Here is a 12,752-nt window from a genome sequence, read left to right on the forward strand (position 1 = left end):
TGGCTGCCATTCAGCAGCGCCTTGGACGGGATGCAGCCGACATTCAGGCAGGTGCCGCCTAGCGCGCTGCGCTTTTCGATGCACGCCACTTTCAGGCCATGCTGCGCCGCGCGGATCGCCGCCACATAGCCGCCGGGGCCGCTGCCGATCACGACAACATCATAATCACTCATGGTCTCTCTCCTGCCGGCAGCGCCGGGGTGATATCGGTGTGGGCAAAATCATCGCCCTTGAACAGCAAGGGCAAATTCAGGTGCCGGGCGGTCGCATAAACCAGGCAATCGCCGAAATTCAGGCGCGCGGCCGGCCCGGATTGGAATTGGCCGCGCCCCTTGCCATAACGTGCAAACGCCGCACGGGCTGCCTTGGCAATGCCGGCGTCACAGGCGGCAATGCCGATGCCGAAGTCCGCCAAAATGGCATCGATACGATTGTCGGACGAACCGGCTGGCAACTTGCCTTCCAGCACAATCGCCAGTTCGAGATAGGCCGGCGCCGGCAGCATGGGATTGCTGGCGAGCAGCAGGGCATCGCGCAGTGCCGGTCGCTCCGGCTCGTTCTGCAGGATGGCGATCAGCGCCGACGTATCGACAATCACCGCGGCAAGCCATTCTCATCGTAGAGCCAATCATCCAGCTCAGCCTGGGTCGGCAACGGGGCGATCAGATCGGCCCGGATGGAATCGATCAAGGCATCAACCCGCGCACGGCGCTCATCCAGACTGCGCTCCCTGGCCAGTTGCGCGACCTTTTCCGCAAGCGCCTCGGTGACGACCGCCGTAACACTCTTACCGGTGGCCGCCGCCAATTGCTGCGCCATCCGGCAGGCTTCCGGGTTCTTGATGTTCATCTGCATCGGTCGGGTCCCATGGTAGAACGATCCAGACTTTTCTACCATCAGGGCTGGCCAGCGTCCATCACAGATCGATCAGCAAACGCGCCGGATCTTCAATGGCTTCCTTCACGCGCACCAGAAATGTGACGGCTTCTTTGCCGTCGATCAGGCGGTGATCGTAGGACAGCGCCAGATACATCATCGGCCGCACCACAATCGCGCCGTCGCGCACCACCGGCCGATCCTCGATACGGTGCAGGCCCAGCACCCCCGATTGCGGCGGATTAAGGATCGGCGTGGACAGCAGCGAGCCGAACACGCCGCCGTTGGAGATGGTGAAATTGCCGCCCTGCATATCCTCCAGCTTGAGCTGGCCCTTCTGCGCGCGGCGGCCGAAATCGGCGATCTCCTGCTCGATGGCGGCAAAGCTCTTGGCCTGGGCATCCTTCAGGATCGGCACCACCAGCCCGCCCGGCGACGATACCGCGACGCCCAGATCAGCATAATCCTTGTAGACGATCTCATCGCCTTCAATCGACGCGCCCACCGATGGCACATCCTTCAGCGCCAGCACCACGGCCTTGGCAAAGAAGGACATGAAGCCAAGCCGGATGCCGTGCTTCTTTTCGAACATGTCCTTGTAGCGGGCGCGGGCCTCGATCACCGCGGTCATGTCGACATCGTTGAACGTCGTCAGCATGGCGGCAGTGTTCTGCGCTTCCTTCAGGCGGCGCGCGATGGTCTGGCGCAGGCGGGTCATGCGCACCCGCTCCTCGCGGCGGGCGGCGACCGGCGTGGCCGCTGCCGTGGCAGGCGCAGCGGCGACCGGGGCTGCTACCTTCAGGCGGGCCGTGCCGGCTTCGATAGCCGCGAGCACATCGCCCTTGGTCAGGCGGCCATCCTTGCCGGTGCCGCTGATGCTGGCCGGGTCGAGATTATAGCTGTCAATCAGGCCGCGCACGGCCGGGCTGATCGCGTCATTGCCCGTAACATCCGGCGTGACAACTGGTGGGACACCCGGCGCCACCGATGGGACAGCCAGCGGCACCGGTGGGACAGCCGGCGGCAACGGTTGGACAGCAGGGGTCAACGGTTGCACCACAGATTGCGCGCCACCTTCGACAATGCTGGCAAGCAATGCCCCCACAGTGACGGTATCGCCGGTCTTGAAAAACTGCTCGCCCATCACCCCGGCCACGGGTGACGGCACCTCCACAGCAACCTTGTCAGTCTCCAGCGCCACGATCGGCTCATCGGCGGCCACAGCCTCACCCGGCTGTTTCAGCCACTGGCCAACGCTGGCTTCGGTGATGGATTCGCCCAGGGTGGGCACGATGACATTGGTTGCCATGATATTGATCTTTCTCGCTTAATTCGGTTTGATCGTGCCCAGGGCATCCGCGACCAGCCTGGCCTGTTCGGCATTGTGACGCTTGAGCAGGCCCGTCGCCGTCGCCGCTGCCGGCGGACGGCCGGCATAGGTTGGGCGCCGATCCACAGAAGCTTCGATCAGCGGCGCAATGAAGCTCCAGGCGCCGCCATTCTGCGGCTCTTCCTGCGCCCAAACCACCTGCTCCAAATTCGGGAATTTCCCTGCATATTCAGCAACTACGTCACCCGGGAATGGATAGAGCTGCTCGACCCGGAGCAGGTAGACATCGTCCCGGCTGTCCTTCTCGCGGGCATCGAGCAGGTCGTAATAGACCTTGCCGGTGCACAGCACGAGGCGGCGGATCTTGGCGGGATCGCAGGGCGCCAGATCGTCAAGGCAGCGATGGAACTGCGTTGCCGGGCCCATATCGGCCAGGCTTGAAACCGCCCGCTTGTGACGCAGCAGCGATTTTGGGGTGAACACAATCAATGGCTTGCGGAAATTGCGTAACATCTGCCGGCGCAGCAGATGGAAGAAATTGGCCGGCGTCGTGCAGTTGGCAACCTGGATATTATCCTCCGCACACAGGCTGAGGAAGCGTTCAACCCGGGCCGAACTATGCTCCGGCCCCTGCCCTTCATAGCCGTGCGGCAGCAGCATCACGAGGCCATTGGCGCGCAACCACTTGATTTCGCCCGACACAATGAACTGATCGATGATCGTCTGCGCACCATTCACGAAATCGCCGAACTGGGCTTCCCACAGGGTCAGCGTCTTGGGATCGGCCAGCGCAAAACCATATTCAAAGCCGAGCACGCCAAATTCCGACAGCGGGCTGTCAAGCACGGCAAAATCGGGATCTACAGCCTTTAGAGGCACATAGCGGCTGCCGTCCTTCTGGTCGGTCCAAACCGAATGGCGCTGGCTGAAGGTGCCGCGCCCGACATCCTGGCCCGACAGGCGCACGCCATAGCCATCCTTCAGCAGCGTGCCAAAGGCCAGCGCCTCCCCGGTGGCCCAATCGACATTGGCACCACTGGAAAACATTTCAGCCTTTGCATCAAGAACCCGCGCCAAGGTCCTGTGAATATTGAAACCCTCTGGCACCTGGGTCAGCGTCTTGCCGACGCTGAGCAACTCGTTGGTCGCAACACCGGTCATCGCGGCGCGGCGGCTGGCAATGCCTTCCTTGGGCGTACTCAGGCCGGCCCAGCGCCCTCCGAACCAATCGGCTTCGTTGGCCTTGAAGCCGGCGGCGGCTTCAAATTCATCTTCCAGCATGTTCACATAACTGTCGATCATGGCTTTGAAATCGGCATCCGACAGCACCGCCTCGCGCACCAGGCGCGCAGCATAGAGCTCGCTGATCGGCTTTTTCTTGCCGATGGCCGCATACATCAGCGGCTGGGTAAAACTGGGTTCGTCGCTTTCATTGTGGCCAAAGCGGCGATAGCACCACATGTCGATCACCACGTCGCGGCCGAATTTCTGGCGAAACTCGGTGGCGACCTTGGTGGCATAGGTCACGGCTTCGGGATCATCGCCGTTCACGTGAAAAATCGGCGCTTGCACGATCTTGGCCATGTCCGACGGATAGGGCGACGAGCGCGCAAATTGCGGGCTGGTGGTGAACCCGACCTGATTGTTGACCACATAATGGATGGTGCCGCCGGTGCCGTAGCCGATCAGGCCAGAAAATCCGAAACATTCAGCCACGATGCCCTGGCCGGCAAAGGCAGCATCGCCGTGCAGCAGGATCGGCAGCACCTGCTTGCGATCATTGTCACCAATAATTGCCTGAATGGCGCGCACCTTGCCCAGCACCACGGGATTGACCGCTTCGAGGTGGGATGGATTGGGAACCAGCGACAGGTGCACCTGGTTGCCATCAAATTCGCGATCCGTGCTGGTGCCAAGGTGATATTTCACATCGCCGGAACCGCCAACGTCATCCGGATTTGAAGAACCGCCCGCAAATTCATGAAAAATCGTGCGAAATGGCTTTTGCATGACATTGGCCAGCATGTTGAGGCGGCCGCGGTGCGGCATCCCGAACACGATTTCCTTGATGCCAAGCTGGCCGCCGATCTTGATGATCGATTCCATTGCCGGGATCATCGATTCCGCGCCATCAAGTCCGAACCGCTTGGTGCCGACATATTTGCGGCCCAAGAACTTCTCGAACTGTTCGGCTTGCAGCAACTTGTTAAGAATGGCCCGTTTGCCATTGGATGTGAACTGGATTTCCTTATCGCGGCCTTCGAATTTGTCCTGCAGGAACCGCCGCTCTTCCACATCGTTGATGTGCATATATTCAAGGCCGACATTGCCGCAATAATTGCGCTGCAAGATCGCCACCAGGTCGCGGATCGTGCTGGTCTGCAGGCCCAGCGCGCCGCCCATGTGCACAGGGCGGTCAAGATCATCAGGGCCAAAGCCATGCCAGCCCGGCGTGAGATCGGCAGGCAGATCGCGCGTGGCCAGCCCAAGCGGATCGAGATTGGCCGCCAGGTGCCCGCGCACCCGGTAGGTGCGCAGCAGCATCATCGCGCTGATCGAATCCTGCGCGGCGCGGGCAACATCGGCCGGGGTGGCACCGCCGGCGGCCGCAGCAGCCGCGGCGCGGCCGGCGGTCTTGGCGGGGCTGTCTACGAACATCGCGGCAGCATCAAGCCCGCGGGTCAGATCATCGCCCGGCAGCACCGGCCAATTTGGCCGAGCCCAACTCGGCCCCGGCCGATCTTCGGGACCTGGCAGCAGGGCTTCGGTTTCCATCGTCATATCCTCAAGCGCTTAATTATCGCCAGTTTAACGGCACATGGCGCGCATGTCATGATAATCTGCCACATGCCGGCCATGTCACATTGGCATGGCCGGCCAATCAATATCAGCCTTTCAGCACCTCGATCAGCGTTTCGCCCAGCAGCGATGGCGAAGGCGACACGCGGATGCCCGCCGCTTCCATCGCGGCCATCTTGGAGGCTGCATCACCCTTGCCGCCCGACACGATGGCGCCGGCATGGCCCATGCGGCGGCCCGGCGGCGCCGTGGTGCCAGCGATGAAGCCCACCATCGGCTTCTTGCGGCCGCGTTTGGCTTCGTCGATCAGGAATTGCGCCGCCATTTCCTCGGCATCGCCGCCGATTTCGCCGATCATGATGATCGACTGGGTGGCTGCATCGGCCAGGAACATTTCCAGCATGTCGATGAAGTTGGTGCCATTCACCGGATCGCCGCCAATGCCGACGGCCGTGGTCTGGCCCAGGCCAACAGCGCTGGTCTGGTGCACAGCTTCATAGGTCAGTGTGCCGGAGCGGGAGACGACGCCCACGCTGCCCTTGCGGAAGATATTGCCCGGCATGATGCCGATCTTGCACTCGCCGGGCGTCAGCAGGCCGGGGCAGTTCGGCCCGATCAGGCGGGTTTTGGAGCCTTGCAGGGCGCGCTTGACGCGCACCATGTCGAGCACCGGAATGCCTTCGGTGATGCACACCACCAGCGGAATTTCGGCGGCGATGGCTTCGCAGATCGCATCGGCAGCACCGGGCGGCGGCACATAGACGACCGACGCATCGGCGCCCGTGGCTTCGCGGGCCTGCGCCACTGTGTCGAACACCGGCAGGCCCAGATGCGTCTGGCCGCCCTTGCCCGGCGCGGTGCCGCCGACAACCTTGGTGCCATAGGCAATCGCCTGCTCCGTGTGGAACGTGCCCTGCTTGCCGGTGAAGCCCTGCGTGATGACGCGGGTATTTGCGTTGACGAGAATGGACATCAGGCGGCCTTCCGAACTTCGGCGACGATCTTGGCCGCCGCATCTCCCAGATTGTCCGCCGACACGATCGGCAGACCCGAATTGGCCAGGATTTCCTTGCCCAATTCGACGTTGGTGCCTTCCAGGCGCACGACCAGCGGCACAGACAGGCTGACTTCCTTTGCAGCGGCAATAATGCCCTCCGCGATGATGTCGCAGCGCATGATGCCGCCGAAGATGTTGACGAGAATGCCTTTTACCGCCGGGTCCTTCAGGATAAGCTTGAAGGCGTTGGTCACTTTCTCCTTGTCGGCGCCGCCGCCGACATCGAGGAAATTGGCCGGCTCTTCACCGTTCAGCTTGATGATGTCCATGGTCGCCATGGCCAGCCCCGCGCCGTTGACCAGGCAGCCGATGCTGCCATCCAGCTTGATGAAGGCCAGATCATATTTGCTGGCTTCCACCTCGGCCGGGTCTTCCTCGGTCAGGTCGCGCAGCGCCAGCAAGTCCGGGTGGCGATACAGGGCGTTGGGATCGAAGCCGACCTTGGCATCCAGCACCATCAATTTGCCCGTGTCTGTGACGGCAAGCGGGTTGATTTCCATCTGGCTGGCATCGGTGCCGATGAACGCGTCATAGAGCTTCATGGTGACAAGCTCGGCCTGCTTGGCGAGATCGCCGGTCAGGCCCAGCGCCGCTGCCACGGCGCGGCCATGGTGCGGCATCACGCCGGTCGCAGGATCAACCGTGATGGTGTGGATTTTCTCGGGGTGGTTATGGGCCACATCCTCGATATCCATGCCGCCTTCGGTGCTGGCAACAATGGCAATGCGCCCGGTGGCGCGGTCAACCAGCATGGCCAGATAAAGTTCCTTGGCGATATCAACGCCGTCGGTGACGTAAAGGCGATTGACCTGCTTGCCAGCAGCGCCGGTCTGGATCGTCACCAGCGTGTTGCCCAGCATGGCCGTGGCCGCCGCGCGCACATCGTCGGCCGACCAGGCCAGCCGCACACCGCCCTTGGCCTCCGGCGGCAATTCCACGAACTTGCCCTTGCCGCGCCCGCCGGCGTGGATCTGCGCCTTCACGATATAGAGCGGTCCGGGCAGCTTGGCCGCAGCGGCCACGGCCTCGTCAACGCTCATCGCAGCAAAGCCGGCTGGCACCGGGACGCCATATTTGGCCAGGAGTTCCTTGGCCTGATATTCGTGGATGTTCATTGCCTACCCTTCAACGTTGCTTGTCTGCTGCCAAATCGGCAAAATCTTAGCCAAGCGAGCCGTCGATGGCCCGGCACGCCGCCAACAGTTCCTTGACGGCATCCACGCTCACCGCGAAATTGGCCTTGGCGCTATCTGACAATTCAATCTCCACGATGCGTTCCACACCGCCAGCACCGATCACCACCGGCACGCCGACATAAAGATCGCTCACGCCATATTGGCCAGTGAGGTTCACGGCGCACGGCAGCAGGCGCTTCTGATCATAGAGATAGGCTTCGGCCATTTCGATGCCGCTGGTGGCCGGCGCATAATAGGCGCTGCCGGTCTTCAGCAGGGCGACGATTTCGCCGCCACCGCTGCGGGTGCGTTGAATGATGGCGTCGATGCGCTCCTGGGTGCTCCAGCCCATCTTGATCAGATCGGGCACCGGAATGCCGGCAACGGTGCTATATTCGATCACCGGCACCATCGTGTCGCCGTGGCCGCCGAGCACGAAGGCATTCACATCGCGCACGCTCACCTTGAACTCGTCAGCCAGGAAATGACGGAAGCGCGCCGAATCCAGCACGCCGGCCATGCCGCAGACCATGTGATGGGGCAGACCGGAGAATTCGCGCAGCGCCCACACCATGGCATCCAGCGGATTGGTGATGCAGATCACGAAGGCGCCCGGTGCGTGGGCGGCAATGCCCTCCCCCACCGCTTTCATCACCTTCAGGTTGATGCCGAGCAGATCGTCGCGGCTCATGCCCGGCTTGCGGGCGATGCCGGCGGTGACGATGATCACATCGGCGCCAGCGATATCGGCATAATCATTGCTGCCCTTGAGAGAGACATCAAAGCCTTCAACCGGGGCACATTGCGCCAGATCGAGCGCCTTGCCCTGGGGCACGCCCTCCACCACGTCGAACAACACGATGTCGCCAAGTGCCTTTTGTGCGGCAAGGTGCGCCAGCGTGCCGCCGATGTTGCCGGCGCCAATCAAGGCGATCTTTTTGCGAGCCATGGGGGTTCTCCACCTGAATGAGTCTAACGAAATGTCGCAGGTTGGATAGAGCGCAGCGACGCCGTGTGCAACCACAGCAGCGCCCTACCCGGTGAAAAGAAGCAGGCCGCTGCCGCAAGGCACGATTGCGGCGTGATGACGGGCGGGCTGGATCGAAACACGAGTGAGGACCCGGCCGGCCTGGCCTGTCCTACAGGGCCAGATGCTGTCATAAAATAAGGTCAGTTGTTGTGGCCCGCAGCCGTGATCTGAACGCCATTTTTCTCCAGATTCAGGGTATTTGGTCAAAACTGACAAAACTACAGAGGCATTTGCCGGATCATTCTCAATCAGGCTAAAACAGGCAGCGCGCGCCTTATCCGCCGTGGCCGAGCGCCAGATAGGTGGTTGACTGCATTTCAATCAAACGGCTGACGGTGCGTTCGAATTCAAAGCTGGAATCGCCTGCCGGATAAAGCTGCTCAGGCGTGGCATCGGCAGCGGCAATCAGTTTTACCTTCTGCTCATAAAGCGCATCGATCAGGTGGATGAAACGGATCGCTTCGTTGCGGTTCTCCGGCCCCAGCTTGGGAATGCCGACGATGACCAGCGTGTGATACTGGCGCGCGATGGCCAGATAATCGGCGGCGCCCAGTGGCTGCCGGCACAGCCGCGCAAAGCTGAACACGGCAGCACCCTTCAGTGATTTGGGCACATGCAGGGTGCGCCCGCCGCCCAGATCGAGCTCGGCACTCGGCACATGCGCCCGGTCTTCGGGTGGATAGTCCGTCATCCGGAAATACGCAGCCGAAAGCGCGGCGCTTGCTTCAGGGCCATTGGGCACGTGCCAGGTTTGCGTGCCAGCCAATCGCGCTAGTCGATAATCGGTCGGGCCATCCAGGGTAATCACGGTCATCCGGTCTTGGATCAGCTCGATGAATGGCAGGAATAAATGCCGGTTCAGGCCATTCTTGTAGAGATCGGCCGGCGCCCGGTTGCTGGTGGTCACCACCGTAACGCCGTGGGTGATCAAGGCGGTAAACAGGCGGGACAGGATGGCCGCGTCGGCAATATCCTTCACCTGCATTTCATCAAAGCACAGCAGCCGCGCGCTGCTGGCAATCTCGCCTGCCACGCTGATCAGCGGGTCGGTGTCGCCGGCTTGGCGACGGCGGTGCACGGCCTGATGCACATCGGCCATGAATTCGTGAAAATGCGCCCGGCGTTTGGGGCTGACGTGTGATGCGGCAAAGAACAAGTCCATCAGCATTGATTTGCCGCGGCCGACACCGCCCCAGATATACATGCCCTTCGGCGCCGGCGGCGCGGCCCGGCCAATCAGCCGGCCAAACAAACCGGGGGCCGCCATCGGCTGTGCCAGCAGACCCTCAAGCGCTGCCAATTGCGCCACCACACTGGCCTGCGCCGCGTCAGCCTTCAATTCGCCCGCCGCCAACATGGCCTGATAGCGGGCCTCAAGATCAGTCAACCTGGGTTTCCCCTGGCCGCGCGGGATGGCCTTCGCCGGTCGGCCGTGGCGGGCGCGGAATTTTTCGCATGGTGCCGGTAAAGCTGGCGAGATTGATGCCGTCCTGGGTGACCAGTCCGCGCACAAACAGCATCTTGCCGGTTTCCTTCAGGATTTCGCCGTGCGCTTCGATAGGTTTGCCGACGATACCGGCCGACAAGAAATCGGTCGCGCAGCTGAGCGTGACCGCCGCGCTGTTTTCCAACTGGCGAAAGATGAAGGCAAACATGGCCATATCAATGAACGACATGATGAAACCACCGTGCAGGTAGCCCAAGCCATTGCTGTGCTTGCGCGCGGTTTCCATGCGGCATTCGACACCGCGCAGGCCTTCGCGGAAATAGAAATCGCCCAGCATTGATGCGAAGCGGCCATCGGGATCACGGCGCCAGCAGGTCCAACCGGCGTTGGGGCCATCTGTGAATGTTTCACGGGTCATGCAGCAGCGGTTAGCGTTGCGGCAGCCCGCCGTCCAGAGGCACGATATTCGCTTGTCTCCAGCAGAAGAAATGCTCCTGCCGACAAGTGGGGCACACTAGGGTCAAATTTTTGCCAGCTGGGTCGATGACGACGGCAATGACGTGTGGACAGCAGGCTGAAGGGCAAGCCGCTGTTCCTGCCGCCGATGCAGTGCCAAGATGCATGTTGCAAATATGAACACGATATAGTTATTGTCTGTCGTGCTGACGACATAACTGATGATCATGAAGGCTAGCAAGCCGAGCGCCAGCGGACCCGCCATATCTTCCAGTTCATCGCCAGATCGCAGGTGTGTCTGAATACCGAGCCAGCTAATGCGCGCGATACAACCCATGAAACCAAAAAATCCAAGCACGCCAACGTCAACCAGCAGATTGATGTAGAAACTGTCAACAATCGGAACACCTGCTCTAAATTCAACTCCAACATAACGCATGGAATTACCAAGCCCTACTCCGACTGGATTTTTGCTCAAGTGCCGCCAGGTGTTAGCCCATTGCAAGTCGCGGCCGTCGTTGCTACCCGCATGCTGAGAACCGCCAATAGTGTACATTTGCAACCGGTGGCTTGAAGCAACAGCACCGATCGATGCCAAGACAGCCATGGCGATGAATGTGACGCTAATTAGAGCCTTGAGCCTGTCACCACCAGTTTTAAAAAATACCTGCTTGATGATGGCCAACGTGGCGGTACCAAAAAGCGTGAGAAACAGCCCGATAACGGCTGTTCGTGCATTGGCGTACCAGACAACTGCAAACATAAGTATAAGCAGTGGAACAAACAAGAAGCGCTTCCTGCCGTGAAACTTGAGCATGAAGTGAAACAGCACTGGAAATACGATGGCAAGATATTCGGTGTAGTAAAGGACAATACCGAATGTGGCGCGAACACGATAGCTACGTTGGCCTGCCCGTGCCTGCGGCGACAAGTACGTTTGAAGCGATTCCGCATCAATATTTATAAAACTCGGAATGAAATTTATCCACGGCGGCTGTTGCATGAAGTTTTCCAAGATCGCAACGAGCATTGTGAAGATACAGCCAACTACGACGGCGAGCAAGATTGGCCTGAGGTTTTCAATCTTTTTATGCAACAGTAAAGCGACAAGTAGCACTGGCGCAAAGACAAATAATTCCTGCATGATCGTGTAATTGAGAGAAGCCGCAAATGACGGCGCCAACGGCAACACCGCAATCGCGACCAACCAAAACATTAAGTATAATCGGGCCGCTATTTTGTCGTGGAGGATGATATCGCCAATGGCTTGCCTGCTGGCGGCATGTTGGGAAAGATGGACGGTCATAATGACCAGCATCAAGGCCAAGATCAGGCGTGGCGGAGTTACCCAAGGCAGACCAGGAAGTACAATGGCGAGATAGTTTGGCCACATGGCGCTTCCGGCGCAGTATACCAGCAATAACCCGAAGTAAGGCAGTCTAAATTCGCGGTTAACGTCAGGCAGCATCCATAAAACTAAACCAGAAACTACCATGATCGGTACCGCGACCAATGAAACAGCCCGTGCTCCGCCGACGGTCAGCAGCAAACCGGCGTAAGCCGACATCAATACCAGTGTGACGAAAAGACCCAACCGCATCCAGGGCCACCAGCTCTGGTGCTCCATACTGGAATATTGCGGCAAAATGCGCTGGCCGCGCCGGGACATCGCTATTCGGGTCGCCAGTGCTGCTGTCACGCCTTAACCCTTCAATAAGCCGTAATGCCTTGTTGACGTAACGGCTACGCCCATTAATTCTATAGCAAAGCCGCCGCTCCGTCACAAGGCGACCGGCCTACCCCGCGCGTTCCAGCATCATCAATTTGATTTCGGCGATGGCCTTGGCAGGGTTGAGGCCCTTGGGGCAGACATTGGCGCAGTTCATGATGGTGTGGCAGCGATAGACGCGGAACGGGTCTTCCAATGCATCCAGCCGCTCCCCAGTCATCTCATCGCGGCTGTCCACCAGCCAGCGATAGGCTTGCAGCAATATGGCAGGGCCAAGGAATTTGTCGCTGTTCCACCAATAGCTTGGGCAGGCTGTTGAGCAGCAGGCGCACAGGATGCACTCATAAAAACCGTCCAGCTTTTCGCGCTCGTCCGGGGACTGGATCCGCTCCTCCCCCGACGGCGCCGCTGTCACCGTCTGCAACCATGGCTTGATCGAGGCATATTGCGCGTAGAAATGCTTGAAATCAGGCACCAGGTCCTTGATGACCTCCATGTGCGGCAGCGGCGTAATCACCACTTCGCCCTTCACATCGGCAATCGGCATGGTGCAGGCCAGCGTGTTGGTCCCATCGATGTTCATCGAGCACGACCCGCAAATGCCTTCGCGGCACGACCGCCGGAAGGTGAGCGTGGCATCCAACTCATTCTTTATCTTGATCAGCGCGTCCAGAACCATCGGCCCGGTGGCATCAAGATCGAGCGTGTAGGAGTCGTAATGCGGGTTCTGGCCATCGTCGGGGTTCCAGCGATAGACCTTGAACGCCTTGGTCCGCGCCGCCCCGGCCGGGGCCGGATAGGTTTTGCCGCCAGCCTTGATCACGCTGTTGGCGGGGAGTGAGAATTCAGCCAT

At 60.3% G+C, this 12,752-nt stretch carries 12 protein-coding genes; all 12 read right to left on the reverse strand.

What is annotated here, in order from left to right; translation table 11 throughout:
* Positions 1–173 (reverse strand): FAD-dependent oxidoreductase (locus ABWP50_RS05695; protein ID WP_353217073.1); only part of this gene is annotated, 173 nt, incomplete at its 3' end.
* Positions 170–598 carry a type II toxin-antitoxin system VapC family toxin gene (locus tag ABWP50_RS05700; RefSeq protein WP_353217026.1) on the reverse strand — a complete coding sequence of 143 codons (429 nt, stop codon included), beginning with the start codon at positions 596–598 and terminating at the stop codon, positions 170–172. The genes ABWP50_RS05695 and ABWP50_RS05700, both read right to left, overlap by 4 nt.
* The gene (locus tag ABWP50_RS05705; RefSeq protein WP_353217027.1) at positions 595–897 is read right to left on the reverse strand and encodes a type II toxin-antitoxin system VapB family antitoxin; all 303 of its coding nucleotides are present in this window, start codon (positions 895–897) and stop codon (positions 595–597) included. The genes ABWP50_RS05700 and ABWP50_RS05705 overlap by 4 nt, the downstream gene beginning before the upstream one ends.
* Before the next feature lie 19 nt (positions 898–916).
* Complete coding sequence (odhB, locus tag ABWP50_RS05710) at positions 917–2,185, reverse strand: 2-oxoglutarate dehydrogenase complex dihydrolipoyllysine-residue succinyltransferase (RefSeq protein WP_353217028.1); 1,269 nt, start codon at positions 2,183–2,185, stop codon at positions 917–919.
* Positions 2,186–2,203: 18 nt separating this feature from the next.
* Positions 2,204–4,981, reverse strand: coding sequence for a 2-oxoglutarate dehydrogenase E1 component (locus tag ABWP50_RS05715; RefSeq protein WP_353217029.1), 2,778 nt, complete (start codon positions 4,979–4,981; stop codon positions 2,204–2,206).
* A 112-nt stretch (positions 4,982–5,093) separates the two neighbouring features.
* The gene (sucD, locus tag ABWP50_RS05720; RefSeq protein ID WP_353217030.1) at positions 5,094–5,978 is read right to left on the reverse strand and encodes a succinate--CoA ligase subunit alpha; all 885 of its coding nucleotides are present in this window, start codon (positions 5,976–5,978) and stop codon (positions 5,094–5,096) included.
* Positions 5,978–7,177 (reverse strand): ADP-forming succinate--CoA ligase subunit beta, encoded by a 1,200-nt coding sequence (gene sucC, locus ABWP50_RS05725; RefSeq protein WP_353217031.1) that lies wholly within the window; start codon positions 7,175–7,177, stop codon positions 5,978–5,980. Before sucC ends, sucD begins: the two co-directional genes overlap by 1 nt.
* Positions 7,178–7,223: 46 nt before the next feature.
* Positions 7,224–8,186, reverse strand: a complete 963-nt coding sequence (mdh, locus tag ABWP50_RS05730; RefSeq protein ID WP_353217032.1) for a malate dehydrogenase — start codon at positions 8,184–8,186, stop codon at positions 7,224–7,226.
* Positions 8,187–8,541: 355 nt separating this feature from the next.
* Positions 8,542–9,654 carry a cell division protein ZapE gene (gene zapE, locus ABWP50_RS05735; protein WP_353217033.1) on the reverse strand — a complete coding sequence of 371 codons (1,113 nt, stop codon included), beginning with the start codon at positions 9,652–9,654 and terminating at the stop codon, positions 8,542–8,544.
* The gene (locus ABWP50_RS05740) at positions 9,647–10,132 is read right to left on the reverse strand and encodes a PaaI family thioesterase (protein WP_353217034.1); all 486 of its coding nucleotides are present in this window, start codon (positions 10,130–10,132) and stop codon (positions 9,647–9,649) included. The genes zapE and ABWP50_RS05740 overlap by 8 nt, the downstream gene beginning before the upstream one ends.
* 102 nt (positions 10,133–10,234) lie before the next feature.
* Positions 10,235–11,869: an O-antigen ligase family protein gene (locus tag ABWP50_RS05745; protein ID WP_353217035.1), complete on the reverse strand. Its 1,635-nt coding sequence runs from the start codon at positions 11,867–11,869 to the stop codon at positions 10,235–10,237.
* A gap of 97 nt (positions 11,870–11,966) precedes the next feature.
* The gene (locus ABWP50_RS05750; protein WP_353217036.1) at positions 11,967–12,752 is read right to left on the reverse strand and encodes a succinate dehydrogenase iron-sulfur subunit; all 786 of its coding nucleotides are present in this window, start codon (positions 12,750–12,752) and stop codon (positions 11,967–11,969) included.

The organism is Sandarakinorhabdus sp., from assembly GCF_040398645.1.
GTDB lineage: Bacteria > Pseudomonadota > Alphaproteobacteria > Sphingomonadales > Sphingomonadaceae > Sandarakinorhabdus.